This window comes from Nocardia sp. NPDC003963, from assembly GCF_053605105.1.
In genome coordinates this window covers 1-21,945 of sequence record NZ_JBSGIP010000028.1, presented here as the reverse complement: position 1 = coordinate 21,945, position 21,945 = coordinate 1, and the positions used below count along the sequence as shown (strand labels likewise).

The 21,945-nt window shown below is 68.2% G+C and carries 23 protein-coding genes; 13 read left to right on the top strand and 10 right to left on the bottom strand.

Annotation, left to right across the window (positions count from 1 at the left end; translation table 11 throughout):
* Positions 1–39 precede the first annotated feature (39 nt).
* From ACWEWT_RS28355 to ACWEWT_RS28340, 4 genes are read right to left on the bottom strand one after another with little or no spacing between them, the layout of a single operon-like run.
* Positions 40–1,074 (bottom strand): acyl-CoA dehydrogenase family protein, encoded by a 1,035-nt coding sequence (locus ACWEWT_RS28355; RefSeq protein WP_452563471.1) that lies wholly within the window; start codon positions 1,072–1,074, stop codon positions 40–42.
* On the bottom strand, positions 1,071–2,210 hold the full coding sequence (locus ACWEWT_RS28350; protein ID WP_452563469.1) for an acyl-CoA dehydrogenase family protein: 1,140 nt from the start codon (positions 2,208–2,210) through the stop codon (positions 1,071–1,073). The genes ACWEWT_RS28355 and ACWEWT_RS28350 overlap by 4 nt, the downstream gene beginning before the upstream one ends.
* Positions 2,211–3,122, bottom strand: a complete 912-nt coding sequence (locus ACWEWT_RS28345; protein ID WP_452563467.1) for an enoyl-CoA hydratase — start codon at positions 3,120–3,122, stop codon at positions 2,211–2,213.
* The gene (locus ACWEWT_RS28340; protein ID WP_452563465.1) at positions 3,119–4,690 is read right to left on the bottom strand and encodes a FadD3 family acyl-CoA ligase; all 1,572 of its coding nucleotides are present in this window, start codon (positions 4,688–4,690) and stop codon (positions 3,119–3,121) included. The genes ACWEWT_RS28345 and ACWEWT_RS28340 overlap by 4 nt, the downstream gene beginning before the upstream one ends.
* 201 nt (positions 4,691–4,891) lie before the next feature.
* Here ACWEWT_RS28340 and ACWEWT_RS28335 point away from each other — a divergent pair, with 201 nt between their 5' ends.
* Both ACWEWT_RS28335 and ACWEWT_RS28330 read left to right on the top strand, forming a co-directional pair.
* A complete protein-coding gene (locus ACWEWT_RS28335; protein ID WP_452563565.1) occupies positions 4,892–6,043 on the top strand; it encodes an acyl-CoA dehydrogenase family protein in 1,152 nt (383 codons plus the stop codon).
* Positions 6,040–6,837: an SDR family oxidoreductase gene (locus ACWEWT_RS28330; RefSeq protein WP_452563463.1), complete on the top strand. Its 798-nt coding sequence runs from the start codon at positions 6,040–6,042 to the stop codon at positions 6,835–6,837. Before ACWEWT_RS28335 ends, ACWEWT_RS28330 begins: the two co-directional genes overlap by 4 nt.
* Positions 6,838–7,083: 246 nt before the next feature.
* Here ACWEWT_RS28330 and ACWEWT_RS28325 read toward each other — a convergent pair whose 3' ends face one another.
* The gene (locus tag ACWEWT_RS28325; RefSeq protein WP_452563461.1) at positions 7,084–7,590 is read right to left on the bottom strand and encodes a nitroreductase/quinone reductase family protein; all 507 of its coding nucleotides are present in this window, start codon (positions 7,588–7,590) and stop codon (positions 7,084–7,086) included.
* A gap of 288 nt (positions 7,591–7,878) precedes the next feature.
* Here ACWEWT_RS28325 and ACWEWT_RS28320 point away from each other — a divergent pair, with 288 nt between their 5' ends.
* The 8 genes from ACWEWT_RS28320 (at position 7,879) to ACWEWT_RS28285 (ending at position 15,225) form a co-directional block, all read left to right on the top strand.
* Positions 7,879–8,526 carry a TetR/AcrR family transcriptional regulator gene (locus ACWEWT_RS28320; protein ID WP_452563459.1) on the top strand — a complete coding sequence of 216 codons (648 nt, stop codon included), beginning with the start codon at positions 7,879–7,881 and terminating at the stop codon, positions 8,524–8,526.
* Between the two features lie 42 nt (positions 8,527–8,568).
* On the top strand, positions 8,569–9,720 hold the full coding sequence (locus ACWEWT_RS28315) for an acetyl-CoA C-acetyltransferase (protein WP_452563564.1): 1,152 nt from the start codon (positions 8,569–8,571) through the stop codon (positions 9,718–9,720).
* Between the two features lie 347 nt (positions 9,721–10,067).
* Complete coding sequence (locus ACWEWT_RS28310) at positions 10,068–10,649, top strand: ArsR/SmtB family transcription factor (RefSeq protein ID WP_452563457.1); 582 nt, start codon at positions 10,068–10,070, stop codon at positions 10,647–10,649.
* A gap of 8 nt (positions 10,650–10,657) precedes the next feature.
* Entirely contained in the window at positions 10,658–12,037 is a 1,380-nt protein-coding gene (locus ACWEWT_RS28305) for an alpha/beta hydrolase family protein (protein ID WP_452563455.1), read from the top strand.
* 269 nt (positions 12,038–12,306) lie between these two features.
* Complete coding sequence (locus ACWEWT_RS28300) at positions 12,307–12,492, top strand: hypothetical protein (protein WP_452563453.1); 186 nt, start codon at positions 12,307–12,309, stop codon at positions 12,490–12,492.
* 109 nt (positions 12,493–12,601) lie between these two features.
* Complete coding sequence (locus tag ACWEWT_RS28295; protein WP_452563451.1) at positions 12,602–13,072, top strand: MarR family winged helix-turn-helix transcriptional regulator; 471 nt, start codon at positions 12,602–12,604, stop codon at positions 13,070–13,072.
* Positions 13,069–14,385: an MFS transporter gene (locus ACWEWT_RS28290; RefSeq protein WP_452563449.1), complete on the top strand. Its 1,317-nt coding sequence runs from the start codon at positions 13,069–13,071 to the stop codon at positions 14,383–14,385. The genes ACWEWT_RS28295 and ACWEWT_RS28290 overlap by 4 nt, the downstream gene beginning before the upstream one ends.
* Before the next feature lie 93 nt (positions 14,386–14,478).
* On the top strand, positions 14,479–15,225 hold the full coding sequence (locus ACWEWT_RS28285; protein ID WP_452563447.1) for a DUF427 domain-containing protein: 747 nt from the start codon (positions 14,479–14,481) through the stop codon (positions 15,223–15,225).
* On the opposite strand, the gene ACWEWT_RS28280 is transcribed toward ACWEWT_RS28285, so the two are convergent.
* The gene (locus ACWEWT_RS28280; protein ID WP_452563445.1) at positions 15,211–15,570 is read right to left on the bottom strand and encodes a winged helix-turn-helix transcriptional regulator; all 360 of its coding nucleotides are present in this window, start codon (positions 15,568–15,570) and stop codon (positions 15,211–15,213) included. The genes ACWEWT_RS28285 and ACWEWT_RS28280 overlap by 15 nt on opposite strands.
* Before the next feature lie 53 nt (positions 15,571–15,623).
* Here ACWEWT_RS28280 and ACWEWT_RS28275 point away from each other — a divergent pair, with 53 nt between their 5' ends.
* The gene (locus ACWEWT_RS28275) at positions 15,624–16,364 is read left to right on the top strand and encodes a globin domain-containing protein (protein WP_452563443.1); all 741 of its coding nucleotides are present in this window, start codon (positions 15,624–15,626) and stop codon (positions 16,362–16,364) included.
* A 155-nt stretch (positions 16,365–16,519) separates the two neighbouring features.
* On the opposite strand, the gene ACWEWT_RS28270 is transcribed toward ACWEWT_RS28275, so the two are convergent.
* From ACWEWT_RS28270 to ACWEWT_RS28255, 4 genes are read right to left on the bottom strand one after another with little or no spacing between them, the layout of a single operon-like run.
* Positions 16,520–17,602: an NAD(P)H-dependent flavin oxidoreductase gene (locus ACWEWT_RS28270; RefSeq protein ID WP_452563441.1), complete on the bottom strand. Its 1,083-nt coding sequence runs from the start codon at positions 17,600–17,602 to the stop codon at positions 16,520–16,522.
* A complete protein-coding gene (locus ACWEWT_RS28265) occupies positions 17,599–18,357 on the bottom strand; it encodes a CoA-transferase subunit beta (protein WP_452563439.1) in 759 nt (252 codons plus the stop codon). The genes ACWEWT_RS28270 and ACWEWT_RS28265 overlap by 4 nt, the downstream gene beginning before the upstream one ends.
* A complete protein-coding gene (locus ACWEWT_RS28260; RefSeq protein ID WP_452563437.1) occupies positions 18,354–19,232 on the bottom strand; it encodes a CoA transferase subunit A in 879 nt (292 codons plus the stop codon). Before ACWEWT_RS28260 ends, ACWEWT_RS28265 begins: the two co-directional genes overlap by 4 nt.
* Positions 19,233–19,248: 16 nt before the next feature.
* Positions 19,249–20,013: an enoyl-CoA hydratase family protein gene (locus ACWEWT_RS28255; protein ID WP_452563435.1), complete on the bottom strand. Its 765-nt coding sequence runs from the start codon at positions 20,011–20,013 to the stop codon at positions 19,249–19,251.
* Positions 20,014–20,078: 65 nt separating this feature from the next.
* Between ACWEWT_RS28255 and ACWEWT_RS28250 the strand changes: the two genes are divergently transcribed.
* Positions 20,079–20,876, top strand: coding sequence for an SDR family oxidoreductase (locus ACWEWT_RS28250; RefSeq protein WP_452563433.1), 798 nt, complete (start codon positions 20,079–20,081; stop codon positions 20,874–20,876).
* Between the two features lie 42 nt (positions 20,877–20,918).
* Positions 20,919–21,830 (top strand): SDR family oxidoreductase, encoded by a 912-nt coding sequence (locus ACWEWT_RS28245; protein WP_452563431.1) that lies wholly within the window; start codon positions 20,919–20,921, stop codon positions 21,828–21,830.
* The last annotated feature ends 115 nt before the right edge of the window (positions 21,831–21,945 follow it).

Sequence of the window (21,945 nt, the reverse complement as noted above, 5' to 3'; positions counted from 1 at the left end):
GCGCATCCGTCCGTTGTCGCCGCTGCCTGCTGGTTCTGGTCAGGTGAGGGCGCCCGACGGGTCGGCCGCGGCCGGGGCGCGCAGGGCGTCGGCCACCCGGCCCCGATGCAGATCCGGGGTGCCCCAGGCGGTGCGCAGGGCGGTGACCCGGGTCAGCCACAGCGACAGATCGTATTCGGCGGTGTAGCCGATGGCGCCGTGCACCTGGAGAGCGCTGCGTGCCGCCCGGTAGGCGGCGTCGGCGCAGGCCACGGCCGCGGCGGAGGTATCGCGGGCCCGGTTGGGGGTCGCGGTGGTCAGCGCCGCCCGGTACAGCAGTGGTTCGGCCAGATCGAGGCCGATGAAGACATCCGCCAGTTTCTGCTTGAGGGCCTGGAACTCACCGATCGGCCGGCCGAACTGCTTCCGCTGCTTCACATATTCGGTGGACGCGTCGAGCAGGGCCTTACCCGCACCGAGCAGTAGTGCGGCGTTCGCCAGGACTCCGGCGTCGAAACCCGCCGCGGCGGCCGCGGCCACCGCCGGGCCCTCGGCCACCGGTTCATCGGCCTCCACCACGAACAGGCGGCGTGCGGGATCCACGGAGCGGACCTCGGCACCCACCCAGCCGGTGCGCACACGATCACCGTCGACCAGGAGGACGAGGTCGACCCGGTCGGCGTCCACCGCCACCGCGCGACCATCACGTCCGGCGAAGGCGACCGTGGCCGAGAGCGTGCCCTCCGAGATACCCGGCAACCAGCGGCGGGCCGGTTCGGGATCGGTGGCCGCCAGCGCTTGCAGGAGCGCGGGGACGACGGCAGCCGTCTCCACCAGCGGGCCGGGCGCGGCGGCCCGGCCGATCTCGACGAACGCGACGAGCTGATCGAGCGGTTCGGCATCGAGGCCGCCGAACTCCTCGGTGACGGTCAATCCGAACGCACCGGCGGCGGCCAGCTGTTCGATCAGCGCGCGGCCGGGTGCCGGTTCGCCGGCACTCCACGCCCGCACCGCGGCGGTGGTGGAACCCGATTCGAACAGTTTGCGGATACTGGCGCCGAAGTCCTGATGCTCCGGGCTGAGCGCGAATTTCATCGGCTGCTTCCCCTCGGTAGGCCGAGGAGCCGCTCGGCGATGATGTTGCGTTGGATTTCGTTGGTGCCGGCGTAGATCGGGCCGGACAGCGAGAACAGATAGCCGTCGGTCCAGCGGCTCTCCTGTTCGGCCTCGGCGCCCAGCAGGTCCAGTGCGGTCTCGTGCATCGAGATATCGAGTTCGGACCAGAACACCTTGGTGATCGACGATTCGGCGCCGAGCTTCCCGCCCTCGTTCAAACGGGTGACCGTGCCGAACGTGTGCAGCCGGTACGCCTCACTGCCGATCCAGGCGTCCACCACGGCGTCGCGGGCGGCGGTTCCGGTATCGCCGCGTTCGGTCCACAGCTCGATCAGCCGCTGCGCGGTCGCGCTGAACCGCCCGGGGCTGCGCAGTGAGAGGCCGCGTTCGTTGCTCGATGTACTCATCGCGACCCGCCAGCCCTCGTTGGGGGCGCCGATCACATCGCTGTCGGGGACGAACACATCGTCGAGGAAGATCTCCGCGAAACCCGGTTCGCCGTCGAGCTGGGGGATCGGTCGGACGGTGACGCCCTCGGCGGTGAGCGGGAACATCAGATAGGTGAGGCCGCGGTGCCGCTCGGCGGTCGGGTCGCTGCGGAACAGGCCGAAGGCCCAGTCGGCGAACGCCGCCCGCGAACTCCATGTCTTCTGACCGCTGAGCAGCCAGCCGCCGTCGGTGCGTTTGGCGGTGGAGCGGATACCGGCCAGATCGCTACCGGCTTCCGGTTCCGACCATGCCTGCGCCCAGATATCGTCGCCGCGTGCCATCCGCGGCATGATCCGCTCCAACTGTTCCGGCGTGCCGTGTTCGAACAGGGTCGGGGCCAGCAGGAAGATACCGTTCTGGCTCACCCGCCCGGGTGCGCCGGCCGCGTAGTACTCCTGCTCGAAGAGCACCCACTCCAGCAGCGAGGCATCGCGGCCGCCGAACTCGCGCGGCCACGACACCACCGACAACCGGGCGTCGGCCAGGGTGTTCTCCCAGGCGCGATGGGCTTCGAACCCGGCTTCGGTGTCCATGGACGGCAGCGGTTCGGAAGGAACGTTCGCGGCCAGGAATTCGCGGACTTCCCGCTGGAATTCCCGGGTGCCGTCGTCGAGATCGAGGTCCATTCAGTCTTTCCTGTCCGTATTCTTCGCGTCGGCCCTACTCGCCTGCGCCATCGATTTGGCGTTCAATCCGCCCAGGGAATCGGTGCCGACCTCGGCATTGTGCGCATGCGCGAAATGGTGGAGGCCGAACACCGAATCCATACCGGAGCGCATACCCATGAGGTCCTCGGACTGGTTGACCGCTTTCTTGGTCAACGCCAGCCCGAACTGCGGCATCGCGGAGATCTTCTCGGCCAGCGCCATGGTCTCGGTCTCCAGTTCGGCGCGCGGTACGACCCGGTTGACCATGCCCCACTCCTTGGCCTGGTCGGCACCGAACCGGTCGCCGGTGAACAGGAACTCCTTGGCGGCACGGGGGCCCATGACCCACGGGTGGGCGAAATATTCGACGCCGGGAATCCCCATGCGCACGACGGGATCGGAGAAGAACGCGTCGTCGGAGGCGATGATCATATCGCAGACCCAGGCCAGCATGAGCCCGCCCGCGATACAGGCGCCCTGCACCATGGCGATGGTCGGTTTGGGAATCTCCCGCCAGCGGCGGCACATCCCCAGGTACACCTCCGTCTCACGGGCGAACCGCTGGTCACCGCCGGGTCGGTCCACATGGTCCCACCACAGCGCGGCCTTGTTCGGGTACTCGACGTGATGGTCGCGGCCGGGGGTGCCCAGATCGTGGCCGGCGCTGAAGTGTTTCCCGTTACCGGCCAGCACGATGACCTTGACCTCGGGATCCGCCACCGCCCGCTCGAAGGCGGCGTCGATGGCGTAGGTCATCACGGAGTTCTGCGCGTTGCGGTAATCCGGCCGGTTCAGGGTGACCACCGCTATCGCGCCGCGGCGCTCGTAGGTCACCACATCCGGCTCGTAGGGAACGCTCCCGGCGGTGCTCTCGGCCCCGTTGTCCGTCATTGCGAATTCTCCTCACGTAGCTGGCGTTTGAGCACCTTGCCGCTGGCGTTGTAGGGCAGTTCGTCCCGGAATTCGACGAATCGCGGCACCTTGAAATTGGCCAGCGCCTTGGTGGCGTAGGAGAACACCTGGTCCTCGGTGAGCGCGGCGCCCGGTTTCCGGACGACGAAGGCCTTGCCCACCTCGCCCATACGGTTGTCGGGTACGCCGACCACCGCGGATACGGCGACTCCGTCCAATCGGGCCAGGGCCTGTTCGATCTCGGCGGGATACACGTTGAAGCCGCCACTGACGTACATGTCCTTGAGCCGGTCGGTGATCTTCAGATATCCGCGATCGTCGACCACACCGATATCGCCGGTGTGCAGCCAGCCGTCCGCGTCCACGGTTTCGGCAGTGCTCTCCGGATCGTCCAGGTAGCCGAGCATCGTGTTGGGTCCGCGCAGCAGGACCTCGCCGGCGTCGCTGAGTTTCAGTTCGAATCCGGCCATGGGCCGGCCGCTGGTCGCGGAGATGGTCTCGGCGTCGTCGTCGACCCGGCACATGGTGGCGAAACCGCTGGATTCGGAGAGCCCGTACGCGGTGAGCACCACATCGAAATCCAGTTCCGACCGCATCCGGTCCACCAGGACGACCGGTACCGGCGCCGCCCCGGTGATCGCCACCCGCAGGCTGTTCAGCCGGTACTCCCCGCGATCCGGGAAATCCAGGATCGACTGGTAGATGGTGGGCGGGCCCGGCAGGACGGTGATCTGTTCCTGATCGATGAGCCGCATCGTGGTGGGTACGTCGAAGACGATCTGCGGCACCATGGTCGCCCCGGTGAGCAGGCAGGCGATGATCCCGGCCTTGTAGCCGAAGCTGTGGAAGAACGGGTTGACGATCAGGTAGTTGTCGTCGCTGTTCAGCGTCGCGCATTCGGTCCAGCCGCGGACAGCGGACAGGGTCTGGCGGTGCGCGATCAGCACACCTTTGCTGCGCCCGGTGGTACCCGAGGTGAACAGGATGTCGGACAGATCCTCGGAGCTGATCGATTCGGCCCGTTCGCGGGCCTGTTCGCGGGTCACCCCGGCGCCGGCCTCGGCCAGATCCGACCAGTTCAGGGCATCACCCACCGGTTCCTCGGTGCCTTCGACCGGGAGTACGACCACGGTGGCCGGTCGCAGATCCGGCGCGGCCGCGCGCAGTTCGGCGAGCCGGTCGCGCTTCAGGAAGGTGCCGGCGATGAAGAGCGCCTTGGCGTCGACCCGCCGCAGCACGTCGGCGACCTCGTCGGCGACGTATCGGGTGTTGAGCGGGACCAGTGTCGCGCCGGCGTAGTGGGCGCCCAGGGCGGCGATCACCCAGTGATGGGTATTGGGCGACCAGATTGCGACGCGGTCCCCGGTCCGGATCCCGCGGGCGAGCAGGGCGCGTGCCACGTCCTGGACCTGTTCGAGCAGCTGGGTCCAGTCGAGCCGGACCGGACCGTCGGCCAGTGCCGGCGCCGTGCCGTAGGTCCGGGCGGCGGCGTGCAGGGCCAGCGGGGTGGTCCGGTCCGTCGGTGGTGTGTGCGCATGGGGTGTCACGGGTGTCCTCGATGTCGTGCGGCCGTGGGCGGTGCGCGGTCTGCGAGTCGCGGTCTACAAAGCAAGTGCTTGGTAGGTTATCCTACGGACGTGGGTGCTATCCAGACCTCAGAATCCGGTACCGGTCGCGACGGCGGACGGCTTTCGGCCGAACACGCCGCCGGGGCGCGGCCGACGGCCGAGCGGACCAGCGTGGCCGCCCTGAGCGACGGCGAATTCGCCGATCAGGTGCGGAGCTGGCTCGACGAGCAGCTCAATGGCGAATTCCGGGAACTGCGCGGACTCGGCGGACCCGGTCGCGAACACGAGGCGTTCGACGAACGTCTCGAATGGGACCGCGCGCTGGCCGCCGCGGGCTGGACCTGCCTGGGCTGGCCGGTCGAGCACGGCGGTCGCGCAGCGAGCGTCGCGCAGCAGATCATCTTCCACGAGGAGTACGCCAAGGCGAACGCGCCCGCGCGGGTCTCCCACGTGGGCGAGGAACTGCTCGGCCCGACACTGCTGGCCTTCGGCACCGACGCCCAGCGCGACCGTTTCCTGCCGGGGATCCGCACCGTCACCGAACTGTGGTGCCAGGGCTACTCCGAACCGGGCGCCGGCTCCGATCTGGCCGCGGTCGCCACCTCGGCCCGGCTCGACGGCGACCAGTGGTCGATCAACGGACAGAAGATCTGGACCTCGCTGGCGCATGTGGCCGACTGGTGTTTCGCGGTCTGCCGCACCGAGCCCGGTTCCAAACGTCACAAAGGTCTTTCGTATCTGCTGGTGCCGATGGATCAGCCGGGTATCGAGGTTCGCCCGATCGTCCAGCTCACCGGTACCTCCGAGTTCAACGAGGTGTTCTTCGACAACGCGCGCACCGACGCCGATCTGGTCGTCGGTGCACCAGGGGACGGCTGGCGGGTAGCGATGGGCACCCTCAATGTCGAACGCGGTATCTCCACACTCGGCCAGCAGATCCGCTTCGCCCGGGAACTCGCGGCGATCGAGGAGCTGGCCCGCGAATCCGGTGCCCTCGACGATCCGCTGCTCGCGGACAAGCTGGATCGTGCCTGGGTGGGGCTGCGGGTGCTGCGCGCACACGCGCTGCGCACCATGGCCGAGACCGCCGACGACGGCGGTCAGGCCTCGGTGGGCAAACTGCTCTGGGCCAATTGGCATCGCGGACTCGGCGAACTCGCCATGGCGGTGCGCGGCGCCGCCGGACTCGTCGCCGCGGACGGTGATCTCGACGAATGGCAGCGGCTGTATCTGTTCACCCGCGCCGATACGATCTACGGAGGTTCGAACGAAGTGCAGCGCAACATCATCTCCGAGCGCGTGCTCGGTCTGCCCCGTGAGGCCCGGCAGTGAGCGGGCCGCTGTCGGTCGCGCCCCAGCAGACTCCGGCCCATGGACTGCTCACCGGACGCCGGGCCGTGGTCACCGCGGCCGCCGGTACCGGGATCGGGTCCGCGACGGCCCGCCGGCTGCTCGCCGAGGGTGCCGATGTGGTGGTCTCGGACTGGCACGAACGCCGGCTGGAAGCCACCCGGGCCGAACTGGCCGCGGAGTACACCGACCGCAAGGTCGCCGCGATCGTCTGCGATGTGACCAGCACCGAGCAGGTGGACGAGCTGGTGCGCGGTGCGGCCGCGGCGCTGGGCGGAGTCGATATCTTCGTCAACAACGCGGGCCTCGGCGGTGAGACCCCGGTGGTCGATATGACCGACGAGCAATGGGACCGCGTTCTCGATATCACCCTCAACGGCACCTTCCGCTGCACCCGGGCCGCGCTCAACTACTTCCGGAACGCGGAGCACGGCGGCGTGATCGTCAACAACGCCAGTGTGCTGGGCTGGCGGGCCCAGTACGGTCAGGCGCACTACGCCGCCGCCAAGGCGGGTGTGATGGCGCTGACCAGGTGTAGCGCGGTCGAGGCGGCCGACCTCGGCGTCCGGATCAACGCGGTATCGCCGAGTATCGCCCGGCACGCCTTCCTGGACAAGACCAGCTCCACCGAGCTGCTGGACCAGCTCTCCGAACGGGAGGCCTTCGGCCGGGCCGCCGAACCGTGGGAGGTCGCGGCCACCATCGCGATGCTCGCCAGCGACTACACCACCTACCTCACCGGTGAGGTGGTTTCGATCAGCAGCCAGCGCGCCTGACACCGGCCCGCGACCGTCGCACATGTGCCGCGGCCGCGGGTGGTGCGGCTCCGTACGGGGCAGGTCGTGAGGTGCCGACCTGCCTCGGGCTCTCGTGGCGGCCTGCGCACCGGCCGGGTCCCGATGGCCCGCTGCGGTTCCGGTCGATCGAGTCGTATCGGAGTTCGCGCGCCGGATTCGGCGCGGTTCGCGCGGATGCGGCGCGCCCGCGTCCCGATTCCCGCGTCCCGATTCCCGGTCAGCCGGTCAGGCACGGGTCAGAGCGAAGATTCGTAGTTCGCGGTCGGTGCGTTTCCGGTAGGCGGCGTAGGCGCCGGTGATCTCGACGAACCGTTCGAACACCGATTCCGCGGCCGCCCCTTCGACCCGGGTGGCGGTGACCGGAATCCGCTTGCCCGCAATCGATACGGTCGCTTTCGGATCGGCGAGGAGATTCGCCGTCCAGGCCGGATGCCGGGCACCACCGAAATTGCTGCCGATGACATAGAGGGTGGCGCCGTCGTGCACGCACAGCAGCGGTTGAGTGCGCCGTTGTCCCGATCTGCGGCCCGTGGTGGTCAACAGGATCACCGGCGCGCCGATCGGTCCGAGCACGGTGTAGCGGGCATCGGTGCGCTCCAGTACCCGGCGGTCCAGCGGGGTCAGGGCACGGATCACCGTGGAGCCGATCCGTGTACCGGCGAACCGGTTCGCCAGGCGGGCCGGCGCGCTCTCCGGAGAACCCCACTGTCGTTGCGGGAACGGCGTCGTCATGAGCCGGAATATACCGGCGTGGCCGGCCTTGCCCGGAGGAGTCCGCCGGACGCCGGTCTTCCCTGTCCGGTGGGCGCGAGATGGGCATGCGGGTTCCCGGGACGGGGCAGTGCCGGAGGTCGGTGCTCGAAATTCTCGCTGTGGTGGAACCGGTTCCGTATCGGTCGCGTCCAAAAGATCGGAAGCAGTAAGGAGTTCGGACTACTTCCGATATGCGGGCCCGAGGGGTCCGGCTCCGATAGGAGGGGGGAGCCGGAAACCTCGGGCTCGCTTCGTTTACGCACCGGCATGGACCAAGCAAATGCTTGGTTGTATTATGGCGGGGTGACCGCACCCGACCCCACGAAATCGGCCCGGCGAACCGAACTACTCGACTTGGCGGCCGACCTGTTCGCCGAACGGGGCGTGCGCGCCACCACGGTGCGTGATATCGCCGATGCGGCGGGCATCCTCTCCGGCAGTCTGTACCACCATTTCTCCTCGAAAGAGGGGATGGTGGACGAGATCCTGCGCGGTTTCCTGGACGAACTGTTCGGACGCTACCGTGAGATCGTCGACGCCGGGCTGAATTCGCGTGCCACGCTGGAAGCTCTGGTGCTCGCCTCCTACGAGGCCTTCGATCGATCCCATGCCGCGGTCGCGATCTATCAGTCCGAGGCCAAACGGCTGCGGGCCGCCGCACGATTCGCCTATATCGACGACTACAACCGCGAATTCCGTGAGCTCTGGCGCCGCGTGCTGACCAGCGGTGTCGCCGACGGCAGCTTCCGCCCCGAACTCGATATCGATCTGGCCTACCGCTTCCTGCGCGACACCGTCTGGGTCGCCGTGCGCTGGTATCAGCCGGGCGGTGGTTCGGTCACCGTCGACACCCTCGCGAAGCAATATCTCACCATCGTGCTCGACGGGCTCACCGTGCCGGGCCACACCGATTAGGAGAAATCCATGGCAACAGCTGCCCGCCGCCCCTATACGCCCCTGAGCGAAGCGTATGTGATCGATGCGGTGCGCACCCCGGTCGGTAAGCGCAACGGCGCGCTCGCGGAGGTCCATCCGGCCGATCTCGGTGCGGCAGCTCTGCAGGGCCTGCTCGGGCGCAATTCGATCGATCCGGCGCGAGTCGACGATGTGATCGTCGGCTGCGTCGACAATGTCGGCCCGCAGGCCGGCAATATCGGCCGCACCATCTGGCTGGCCGCCGGGTATCCGGAGGAGGTGCCGGGAGTCACGGTGGACCGGCAGTGCGGGTCCAGCCAGCAGGCCATCAACTTCGGTGCCCAGGCGATCATGAGCGGTACCGCCGAGGTGATCGTGGCCGGTGGCGTGCAGAACATGAGCGCCATCCCGATCTCCGCGGCCATGATCGCGGGTAAGGAGTACGGCTTCGACTCGCCGTTCGTCGGGGCCAAGGGCTGGGACCACCGCTACGGCACCGGCGAGGTATCGCAGTTCCGCGGTGCGCAGATGATCGCCGAGAAGTGGGGGATCACCCGCCAGGACATGGAGCAGTGGGCCCTGCGCAGCCACGAACGCGCCCGTGCGGCCATCAAGGCGGGCCGGTTCGACAAAGAGATCGTGCCGGTGGGGGATTTCTGGATCGATCAGGGCCCGCGCGAGACCAGCCTGGAGAAGATGGCATCGCTGCCGGCCCTGGAAGAGGGCAGCCCGCTGACCGCGGCGGTCGCCTCGCAGATCTCCGACGGTGCCAGCGCGACCCTGCTCGCCTCGGACTGGGCGGTCCAGGAATACGGCCTGACCCCGCGCGCTCGCATCATCCACGTGAGTGCCCGCGGTGCCGACCCGCTGTACATGCTCACCGCGCCCATCCCGGCCACCAAGTGGGCGCTGGAGAAGGCCGGTCTCACCATCGACGATATCGATGTGGTCGAGATCAACGAGGCATTCGCCCCCGTGGTGCTGGCCTGGCTGAAGGAGACCGGCGCGGATCCGGAGAAGGTGAACGTCAACGGCGGGGCGATCGCGCTGGGCCATCCGCTCGGCGCGACCGGCGCGAAACTCTTCGCGACGCTGCTCAACGAACTCGAGCGAATCAACGGCCGCTACGGTCTGCTCACCATCTGCGAGGGCGGCGGCACCGCCAATGCCACCATCATCGAGCGCTGTGTCTGATCCGCGCGACCTCCGGAGTCGCGGGGTGCGGCCTCCTGACGTCCCGCCGCCGCGCTCCCGGGATACGCGTTTGGCGGGTGCGGCGGCGAGACCTGCCTGCTCTTGCGGGGTTTCGCGATAGTCGGCGCGAGGTCGTGGTTCCGGCATCGGCAGCTACCGAGCCGGGGGCGGCGGGCCTCGCGGGGGTCGATCCGTGCGTCGGCCTGGGCAGTGGTGCCGGATCCGCGCGGTCGTGAGTCCCGGCGACCCCGGCTCCCGGGCATCTCATATCCAGTGGTTCGTCGCCGGAAAGCCTAGTTGCAAAATTTTGTTTGCATAAATTGTTTTGCAAACATTATTCTGCAACTATGCCCGATGAGGTACCACCGAGAGAGATAACCGATCCGGCCGCGCTACGCGCGCTGGCGCACCCCCTGCGGCAGCGCCTCCTTCGCGCGCTCGCCGAAAACGGCCCGGCGACGTCCACCGCCCTCGCCGCGCTGCTCGGTGAGAACACCGGAGCGACCAGCTATCACCTGCGACAACTCGCCGAACACGGGTTCATCGAGGAGGCCCCGGAGCTGGCGAAGGGCAAGGAGCGGTGGTGGCGTTCGCTGCCCAAGGATCTGCGGTACCGGATGGATCGCGAACAGTCACCGGAGGTGACCGAACTGCTGGAGCGGCTGTTCGCGCAACACCTCGCCGAGGACATCGAGATGTTCCAGCGGTTCGAGGCCGAACGCGCCGGGCTGGGTGAGTGGGCCGACATCATGCCCTTCTCACGTGGCGCGGTCTATGCGACGCCCGCGGAAATCGAGGAATTCTTCGAGGACTACCTGACGCTGCTCGAGCGTTTCCAGGCGACCCATCAGCAGGACCGCCCCGGCGCCCGCCGCGTGCTGACCCGCTTTCTCGCCTTCCCCGCGCCCGGCGCGACCTCGGCCGAGTAGGACCCGCGATGCTTTCCACAGTTCGGCGTATCGCCGTGTTCGCCATCATGATCGCCGCCGTGTGCTGCGGGATGCCGCACGCGCACGCGGACGGACGTACCACCACCGTGGATGTCACCTTCACTCGTGGTGACGGCACCACGACGACCGGTACCGTCCACGCGCCGGTCGCCGCCACCGGAAGACCCGGTGTCGTGCTCGTCCACGGGTCGGGCGACGGCCGGGGTGATCATTACGAGCAGGTCGCCGATGCCTTCGCCCGCGCGGGCGTCGTCGCGCTGCGCTACGCCAAGCGCACCGAGGGGTATACGCCGGCGCACCGCGACTATTCGCTGCTGGCCGATGACGCGCTGGCAGGTCTCGCGGCCTTGCGGAACCGGCCGGAAGTCGATCCCGCCCGGGTGGGCCTGTGGGGTCTGTCCGAGGGCGGCTGGGTCGCACCGCTGGCCGCCGCGCGGTCCACCGACGCCGCTTTCCTGATCACGATCGGCGCGAATTCGGCCGCGCCGGCCGCACAGCAGGCGTGGGCGAACGAGACCAGGTTCGGTGCGGCGGGCGTGCGTGGATCGATGGTCGACGTGCTGGCCCGCAACGGGATTCGACAGCTGGTCGGCGCCGGGCAGTTCGCGCAGGCCGACTACGACCCGATCCCGGTGCTGGAGCAGATCGCGCAGCCGGTGCTCGCCATCTGGGGCGATCAGGATCGGCTGACCCCGCCGGGCGACAGTCTGCGGGGTTTCCGGGCCGCGTTCGATCGGGCCGGGAAGACGAACTACACGCTGGTCACCCTGGCCGGCGCCCAGCACGGCGGGCAGCCGACCACCGACGGCTTCGACAAACTGCCGGGCCTGGCACCGGGGTACGGCGAACTCATGGGTGAATGGGTGAACGGGCTGCCCGGCTCGGCTGCCATACCTCGGGTGGATCCACCCGCGGCGCAGGGACATCCGGTGCGCGGCCTCGAACCGGTGGCCCGATGGGAGTCGGCCGCGGCGAACCTGGTGCTGCTGGGCGCGATCGTGCTCGCGTTCGGCGGCTATGCGGTGACCGGCGCCGTGCGGGCCTGGCGGCTACCGGATCGGTGGCCGGCGCGCATACTCGTGTCCGCGGCTGTGCTCGGTATCGTCGGTGCCGTCGTCCAACTCGGCTATATCCTGGCCACCCGCGCTACCTACTTCGGTCCCTTGCTGTTCGGGCGCACCCTGCCGTGGCTGACGCTGCAACTGGTCGCCGGATGCGCGGTGATCGCGCTCGGCTTCGTCGTCGTGCGTGGGCGTCGCACGCTGGCCGGGGCGACCAACGGTGCACGGATCCGATGGGCGGTAATGGTCTGCGGCGGAGCGGGCTTCGCGCTCTGGGCGATCTACTGGGGCCTGCTGCTCCCGTGAGTGCCGCCGAGCAGCCGGTCCGATGACCGGCCCATCGCGGATTTCCCGCGGTCCCGCCGAGCGCGGGGGAGTGCCACTCGGCCGAGGAGAAGGTCTCGAAGTTCTTCATTCCGGCCGCTACGTCGGTGTAGCGCGACAGCGCCCACAGCCCGTATTCGGGATTGAAATGGACCGGGGCCGCCACGCGCAAGCGGCGGTAGATTTCGTGCGGGTCGCGGAAGAATTCGTCGGAGAACAGATCGAAGACGATCTCGTCGCCCGGTACACGGGTGTCCTCATCGGATCATCAGGAGTCGTACTCGCCGGCGCGGCTGGTCGATGTGGAACCCGATCATGTGCTGGCCGAGCTCGCCCGCGTCATGCCGGTCGTGCGCGAACTCATCCGGCCGATGGTCGAGGGTGAAGACGCCGATATCGTCGCCGCGGCGATCATCCGGCTGGCGGCCTGTCACTAAGTGGTCCGGGGCGACGATCGGGCCCCCTTCCTGGCGCAGCTGCGGCATGTGGCGGGTATCCCACCGGGTGGTCTGGAAATAGATAGTTAGCCTATGTAATAATATTTGGGTGCAGCCGAACCCGGTGACCGATGTGGACGACACCGTCGTCGATCTACTGGTCACCGCGGGTCGGCTCACGCGTGCGGCGGGCGCGCTCAGCGTCGACGACCTGCCGCGCGCCACCGTGCGCGCACTGGCAGTGCTCGAGGAACACGGTTCGCTGCGAGTCAGCGAATTCGCTCGTATCGATCGCACATCGCAACCCACCGCGACCGCGCTCATCGCCCGGCTGGTGGGGGAGGGATACGCCTCCCGGCACCGCGACCCGGACGATTCGCGCGCAGTCGTCGTACAACTCACACCGGCCGGGCGTGCCCGGCTCGCCGCCACCCGCGCGTCCATGCGCGAAGCGCTGTCCGGCCCGCTACCCGGCTTCGACGCCGAACGCCTGACCGGACTCGCGGCCGACCTGCGGGAACTGCTGGTGGCGATCCGGGAATCGGCCGGGAACCACACGCAATCGAGGAAATACCGATGAGCACCACGATGGGGAAGGCCGACGAGCCGGACAATATGCGGGCGTCAGGCCCGGCGGCGGTAGCGCAGGGTGACCACGCCGGGCCCGCGCTCGTACTCGATCAACACAGCACACCGACCGGGCAGCCGAAGGCAGTCTGGGCCGTAGCCTTCGCCAGCGTTATCGCGTTCATGGGCATCGGCCTGGTCGATCCGATCCTCAAACCCATCGGTGAACAGCTCGACGCCTCGCCGTCGCAGGTATCGCTGCTGTTCACCAGCTATATGCTCGTCACCGGCGTCGCCATGCTGGTCACCGGCGTGGTCTCCAGCCGATTCGGCGCGAAGAAGACGCTACTCGCCGGTCTGGCCCTGATCATCGTCTTCGCGGCCCTCGCGGGTTGTTCGGGGACGGTCGGGCAGATCGTCGGCTTCCGCGCGGGCTGGGGTCTGGGCAACGCGCTGTTCATCGCGACCGCGCTGGCCACCATTGTCGGCGCCGCCAGCGGCGGGGTCGCGCGTGCCATCATCCTGTACGAGGCGGCCCTGGGTATCGGTATCGCCACCGGGCCGCTGCTGGGTGGTGTGCTCGGCGGAATCAGCTGGCGCGGGCCTTTCTTCGGGGTCTCGGTATTGATGGCCGTCGCCTTCATCGCGATCGTCGTCCTGCTCCCCGAAAGCCCGAAAGCCGCGAAACCCACCTCGCTGGCCGCACCGTTCAAAGCACTGCGTCACCGCGGGCTGCTGGTCGTGAGCATCACCGCGCTGCTCTACAACTTCGGCTTCTTCACGCTGCTCGCCTACACCCCGTTCCCGCTGGATATGGGTACCTACGCGATCGGTTTCATCTTCTGCGGCTGGGGCATCCTGCTGGCGGTGGCCTCGGTGTTCTTCGCGCCGAAGCTCCAGCACCGCTTCGGCACCCTGCCGATGATCGCGGTGGCGGTCGGTCTGTTCGCCGCCGACCTGGCGGTGATGGCCCTGTTCGCCGAACACAAGCCGGTGCTGATCGCCGGTGTGGTCCTGGCGGGCCTGTTCCTCGGTGTGAACAACACGCTGATCACCGAAGCCGTGATGATCTCCGCGCCGGTCGAGCGCTCGACCGCGTCCGCCGCCTACAGCTTCGTCCGGTTCGTCGGCGGTGCCGCCGCGCCCTGGCTGGCGGGCAAGCTGGGTGAGACCAGCGTTTCACTGCCGTTCTGGGTCGGTGCGGTGTGCACCGCCGCGGGCGTCGTGGTGCTGCTGGCCGGCCGTTCCGCTCTCGCCCATATAGACGACCACGACCCGGCCCCGCACAGTGTGGAAGAAGCGCAGGCCGTCACGGTCGGAGACTGACCTCCACAAGAGGTCTCCCGCGGGTCCCGCCGACAGGCGGGGCCCGCTTTTTCATCACCCCGGCGAAACCCGCCCGGCGTAGGGTCGGGGGGTATGACCGAAGCACAGCCGGACGAGGTCCGGGTCGAGACCATCCAGAAGCGGGTGCGGGTCTATCTCGGCGGGCACCTGGTCGCCGACACCGTGCGGCCCGCGCTGGTGTGGGAGAACCCCTATTACCCGGCGTACTACATCCCGGCCGCGGATATCCGCGCGAAACTCGAAGCCGACGGCAACACCCGAACCTCCGCGAACCGCGGCGTGGGTACCGGGTACACGGTCGTCGTCGACGGCGCGACGGCCCCCGGGGCAGCCCTCACCTACCGGGAATCGCCTCGGTTGCGGGACCTGGTGCGGTTGGACTGGGACGCGATGGACGAATGGTTCGAGGAGGACGAGCCCGTCTATGTCCACCCGCGCAGCCCGTACGCGCGGGTGGACATCCTGGCGAGTTCCCGGCATGTGCGGGTGGAACTCGACGGTGTGACGGTCGCCGATTCACGCTCCCCGCGGATCCTGTTCGAAACCGGTCTGCCCGCTCGCTTCTACCTGCCGCTCACCGATATCCGGATGGATCTGCTGCGCCCCTCCGAAACCCATACCAGTTGCCCGTACAAAGGCAACGCCGACTACTGGAACGTGCGGGTCGGCGAAACCGAATATCCGGATCTGGTGTGGATCTACCGCACCCCTACGCCGGAGAGCCAGAAGGTCGCGGGGCTGGCCTGTTTCTACAACGAGAAGGTCGATATGTACATCGACGGCGAGTTGCAGCAGCGGCCGCAGTCACCGTTCGGCTGAGCAGCCGGGCGGGGCGCCGATCGCTATTCCGTCGCGGGCCGCGAGATCCGCGCCCCAGTCGTAGAGCGCCTGAAGTATCGGCGGTAGCCCCGGATCTGTCAATGTATAGGTCACCGTGCGGGATACGCCGTCGCGCACCGTCCGGTCGATCAGGTGGGCGGCCTCGAGCTGGCGCAGCCGCTGCGTGAGCATCTTCTCGGTGATATCGGGGACGAGCCGGCGCAGTTCGCCGTACCGCAGCGGACGTTGCTTCAGATGCCCCAGGATCACCACCGCCCACTTGCCGCCGATGGTGTCCATCGCCAGCTCGACCGGGCAGGAGTAGTGGGTCCGCCGCACGCTCACGCACCACAAAGTACGTTCTTGTGCGGCCGGTTCCAAGGTGGTCGACTTCTCCCATGATCACCGAGTACATCCGGTATCGCATCAGCGATCCGGCCGCGTTCGAGGACGCTTACCGGCGCGCCGCCGTATCTCTGCAATCCTCGCCGTACTGCCGGACCTACGATCTGGACCGGTGCGTGGACGATCCCGAGACCTATATTCTCCGGCTCACCTGGACTTCGGCGAGCGATCATCTGGAGAAATTCCGCAACAGTTCCCAGTTCCGCGCGTTCTTCGCCGAGATCGAGGACTATGTGACCGGTATCGAGGAGATGCGGCACTACGAGCCGGTCGCGCTGGTGCCTTCGCTCTACGAATGGGCGGGTGGTGCCGCGGCGTTCGAGAAACTGTTCGCCACCTTCTACGACCGGGTTCCCGAAGACCCGGTGCTGGCACCGGTGTTCGAAGGTATGCATCCCGACCACGCGAAGCATGTGGCCGCCTGGCTCGGTGAGGTCTTCGGCGGACCCGCCGTCTATTCGGAGCGGCACGGTGGTCACCAGCACATGATCGCCCGGCACACCGGCCGGGCACTGACCGAGGAGCAGCGTCGGCGCTGGATGAGCCTGCTGAGCGATACCGCCGACCAGGTCGGGCTCCCCGGCGACGCCGAATTCCGGTCGGCCTTCGTGGGCTATCTCGAATGGGGGACCCGGATGGCATTGCTCTTCTCCGGCGCGGACGCTCCGGCGAGCGCGAGTGAACCGACTCCTACCTGGGGCTGGGGCGAGGTCCGTCCCTGGCCGCGGGGCTGAACGTCGCCCGGAACCGCTGAATCGCAACGGTTACGGTGGTCGTGGTTCACCAGCGGACACACCCGTCACCGCAGCCTATGGGCGTGCCCTTTCGCTGGAATCCCTCGGCACGACAAGAGCCCGCCCACGATCGGTGGACGGGCTCTGTCGTTCCGTCAGCTCGACGATTCGGCGCCCTGGGGGAGCGCGGCGAGCGTGCCGATCCGGGCCACGGCGTCCGCGACGATCCGGTCGACGAGTTCCTGGCAGGTCGGCAGATCGTCCAGGATGCCGCTGACCTGTCCGGCCGCCAGCACCCCGGCTTCGGTGTTGCCCTCGACCAGCCCGGCGCGCAACAGCATCGGGGTGTTGGCCGCCATGATCACCTGGGACCAGGTGAGATCCTTGGCCTTGCGCATGGCCAGTCCGTCGCGCACCAGCGTGGACCATTTCATCCCGGTCATACTCTTGAACCGGGCCGCATTGCCCACGGCGGCGGTGAGGCCGCGTACGCGCCCCGAATTCTCCAGCTTCTGCACGAGCTCGGTGTTGAGCACCCGGTGCGGCATACCGTCGACCTTGGTGGACACCACCGTCTCGCCGAGTCGGCGGCGCAGGTATTCCTGCTTCACCGAATCCGGGACGCTGCTCTCCTGGGTGAGCAGGAAGCGGGTGCCCATCGCGACACCGGCGGCCCCGTAGGCGAGGGCGGCGGCGAGGCCCCGCCCGTCGAAGAAACCACCGGCCGCGACCACCGGGATATCGACCGCGTCCAGGACCGACGGCAGCAGCAGGGTGGTCGCGACCGGCCCGGTGTGCCCGCCGCCTTCACCGCCCTGCACCACGACCGCGTCGGCTCCCCAGGAAGCGACCTTCACCGCGTGCTTGGCGGCGCCGATCGACGGAACCACCACCACACCGGCGTCTTTCAGCTTGGCGATGAGGTCCTTCTTCGGCGCCAGGGCGAACGAGGCGACCTTCACGTTCTCGCGGATGAGCAGGTCGATCCGCTCGGGGGCGTCCGAGGCGTCGGCGCGGATGTTCACACCGAACGGTTTATCGGTCTGCGCCTTGGTTTTGGCAATGGCCGTTTCCAGCTCGGCGTAGGTCATGGTGGCCGAGGCCAGAATGCCCAATCCGCCGGCATTGGAGGTGGCCGACACCAGGCCGGGACCGGCGACCCAGCCCATTCCCGTCTGCACGACGGGATGTTCGATCCCGACGAGTTCGGTCAGCGGGGTCCGCAGCCGGGCAGTCACTGCGGGACCTCGCGATCACGGATCTTCTTCGGGTCCAGGACCTCACGGATGATCCGCAGTTCCTCGTCGCTGGGCAGCCGGGACTCTCCGGCCGTGCCCAGGTCGGCGATCTCGAACGAGGTGTTCTCCGCGACCTCACCGGCGGTGACCCCGGGGTGCAGGCTCAGCGCGCGCATCGTATGGTCCGGGCCGTTGAAATCGAAAACGCCCAGGTTGCTGACCACCCGGTGGATATGGTGGAAACGGAACGCCGGGTTGTCCGGATCGACCTTGTCGTAGCCGACACCGGCGACGATATCCACTTTCTCGCCGAACACCCGTTTGGTATGCCGCCCGACCCAGTAGCTGGTCGGGTGGTTGATGGTGTTGCCGGGCGCGCCGCGCACCCCGAACATCTGCCGCGTCGGCTGTTGCAGCGGGCCGAAGGCCGAGAGGTTCTGATTGCCGAAACGGTCTATCTGGTTGGCGCCCATGACCACATGGCGGCGGCCCGAGGCCAGCACATCGAAGACCCTGCGGAACGGGATCCAGCCCTCCACCGGGGCTTTACCACCGATCGGCGGGGTTTCGGCGAGGAAGAACGCCTCGCCGTCGGAGATCAGCAGATCGGGTTCGAAGGTGAGTTTCGCCAGGCGCGCGCCCAGCTGCGCCATCGGCGACATGGGGCTGGCGAAGATCTCGCCGGCGCCGCGGAAGATCTCGGCGCAGGCGATCGCGCACACCTCGGCCCGGGTGATGGTTTCGGTGCTGGTCACCGTTCCTCCTTGAATCGCGCCACGGCGGCCTGGTAGTCGTCCTCCGAGCCGCTGAGGTAGGTATCGACGAAGGTCTGCCAGGTCTCGGGCGACCCGGCGGCCTCGACGTAGTGCCGCTGGAATTTCTCGTCCCGGCCGTAGCTCTCGCCGCCCAGCGTGAAATGCGCGCCGTTCGGTGCCTCGGCCACCGCGTCGACCATCATGCGGTTGAGCAGCAGGGCCTGCTGGGGAACGGTTTTCACCAGTTCCTCGGTCTCCACGACGCGTTCCACCGTGAGGTAGCGCTTCTCCGCGGCGAGGCAGAACAGGTCGTCCATATAGGGGTCCACGCCCTGGTAGGCCGCGTTACCGTGCGCGTCACCGATGTTCAGGTGCACCAGCGCCGCGTCGAGATTCAGGGCGGGCATGGCGATCAGGGTTTCCGGCTGTCCGCCCGGGCCCGGGTACGGCGAGGTGACCGTTCGGAGTTCGCCGTCCCAGAAGTTCGGCACATCCGATCCGAGGCCCGCCCGGATCGGCAGGAACGGCAGCCGGGCCGCGGCTGCCTCGAGCCCGCATTTGAGCATGCCCTCGTCCATTTCCCGGGCCACGAGCTGTCCCGAGGTGCGGGCCTTCGCGAACCAGGGGTCGTAGAACGGCGCCGAGTCCAGGGATACGAAACCGTAGTAGGCCTTGCGGACCTTCCCGGCCGAGAGCAGCAGGCCCAGATCCGGCCCGCCGTAGGTGACCACCGTGAGGTCGGTGACGTCCGATCGCAGCAGCGCGCGCACCAGGGCCATCGGCTTACGCCGCGATCCCCAGCCGCCGATCCCGATGGTCATCCCGCTGCGCAGTTCGCCGACGATCTCGTCCAGCGTTTTCCGCTTGTCTCGCATGGTTTTCCGCTCCATGTCAGTTCTTGTCCTTCTGCGCCGCCAGGTCTTCGTCGAAGCGCTCGCGGATCTCGTCGGAAGCGCCGGAGAGGTTCAGTTCGAAGGTGAACCCCTGTTCGAAGCGATAGCTGCGGTGCACGTCCTGTAGGTCGATACCGTTGAGCGCGCGTTTGGCGGCCCGGATGACCCGGCCGTCCTTGGCCGCGATGTTCTTGGCGACGTCGAGCGCGGCGGCGTCGAGTTCCGCGCGGGGGACCACCTTGAGCACCGAGCCGTAGTGGTGCAGCTGCTGGGCGGTGGCGGTACTCGCGGTGAAGAAGAGCGCGCGCATGAGGTGCTGGGGGACCAGCCGGGCCAGATGGGTGGCGGCACCCAGCGCACCGCGGTCGACCTCGGGCAGGCCGAAGGTCGCGTCGTCGGAGGCGATGATGATGTCGGAATTGCCGACCAGGCCGATCCCGCCGCCGAGGCAGAAACCCTGGACCGCGGTCACCACCGGCACCGGGCAGTCGTAGACCGCGCCGAAGGCCTCGAAGCAGCCGTGGTTGGCGTCGATGAGCGCCTGGTGGCCGGGTTTGCGCTGGATCTCCTTGATATCGACCCCCGCGTTGAAGCCGCGGTTCTCGGCGCGCAGCACCACCACGCGGGTCTGCGGGTCGCGCCCGGCGGCGCGGATCTCGTCGGCGAGGGTGAACCAGCCGTCCGAGGGTATGGCATTGACCGGCGGATAGTCGACCGTGACCACGGCGATACCGGCGGATTCCGAATGGCGCTTGATCCCCATCGCGTATCCCATCTCGCATCTCGAGCATCTTGGCTAAGCAAGCAATTGCTTGGTAGGTTAACACGGTGGCACTCGAAATCGACCTGTCCGATCGCGTCGTTCTGGTAACCGGCGGCGTCCGCGGCGTCGGCGCCGGGATCAGCCGCGTCCTGCTGGCCGCCGGCGCGACGGTGGTCGCCTGCGCCCGCCGCCCCGGTGATACCCCGGTCGAGGTGGACGGCCGCGGTATCGACTTCCTGCCCTGCGATGTGCGCGATGCCGCGGCGGTACAGGAGATGATCGCCGAGATCGTCAGGCGGCACGGCCGGCTCGACCATGCGGTCAACAACGCGGGCGGAGCGCCCTACGCCCTGGCGCAGGACGCCAGCCCCAAATTCCACACCAAGATCATCGAGCTCAACCTGCTCTCGGCCCTGCATGTCGCCCAGGCGGCGCACGCGGTGATCAGCCGGCAGGAAGACGGTGGATCGATCGTCAACATCTCCAGCCTCAGCGGGCACCGCCCGTCGCCGGGAACCGCGGCCTACGGTGCGGCCAAGGCCGGGGTCGACGCGCTCACCGTTTCCCTCGCCGCCGAATGGGCGCCGAAGGTCCGCATCAACTCGCTGGTGGTGGGCGCGGTGGAAACCGAACTGAGCGCGCTGCACTACGGCGACGCCGACGGCGTGGCCGCCGTCGGGCAGACCATCCCGATGGGCCGGCTGGCCCGTCCCGAAGATGTCGGCAACGGGGTGGCCTTCCTGCTCTCCCCGCTGGCCGGTTACATCTCCGGAGCCACCCTGCAGATCCACGGCGGCGGCGAACCTCCGGCCTTCCTGTCGGTCGCGACCGCCACCCACTCCGGTGATACGGCGAAGGCCTGAACCGGCTCGAACATATATCGACCATCGACGATAGGAACGGACATGGCAACCGAGGGCATCTGCGCCGGTCGGATCGTGACCATCACCGGCGCCGGCCGGGGTATCGGCCGGGCGCACGCGCTGGCCTTCGCTGCCGAGGGGGCGAAGGTCGTGGTGAACGATCTCGGATCCACCCTCAGCGGCGAATCGACCGCGGAGACTCCCGCCGAGCAGGTGGTCTCGGAGATCCGCGCGGCCGGCGGCGAAGCCGTCGCCAACGGTGACGACATCGCGAGCTGGGAGGGGGCGCAACGCCTGATCCAGCAGGCCGTGGACACCTTCGGCGGCCTGGACGTCCTGGTCAACAATGCCGGGTTCGTCCGCGACCGCATGCTGGTCAACCTCGCCGAGGACGAATGGGATTCGGTCGTCCGGGTCCATCTGAAAGGGCATTTCGCCACCATGCGCCACGCCGCCGCGTACTGGCGGGCCGAATCCAAGGCCGGCCGCACGGTCGACGCGCGGATCATCAACACCAGTTCCGGCGCCGGCCTGCAGGGCAGTGTCGGCCAGGGCAACTACGGCGCGGCCAAGGCGGGTATCGCCGGTCTCACTCTCACCGCCGCGGCCGAATTCGGGCGCTACGGCGTCACGGTGAACGCGATCGCACCCTCGGCGCGTACCCGGATGACCGAAACCGTTTTCGCCGATATGATGGCCGCGCCGGAAGACGGATTCGACGCCATGGCGCCGGAGAACATCTCACCGATCGTGGTGTGGCTGGGCAGTACCGAATCGGCGGGAGTCACGGGCCGCATGTTCGAGGTCGAGGGTGGCCGTCTCGCATTGGGTGAGGGCTGGCGGCACGGGGTTCCGGTCGATCGGGGTGCCCGGTGGAGTCCGGCCGAACTCGGAACCGTTGTCTCGGAACTGATCGCGAAGGGCGCGACCCCGGAGCCCGTATACGGAGCGTAGCGATCCGCACAGTCCTACCGGGCCCGTCCCGCTGCCGGCCGGCAGCGGGACGGGGCCGGGTGAGGTAGGGGTAGGGGGGGGGGGGGGGAGGGGGGTGTTAGGGGGGGGGGGTTGT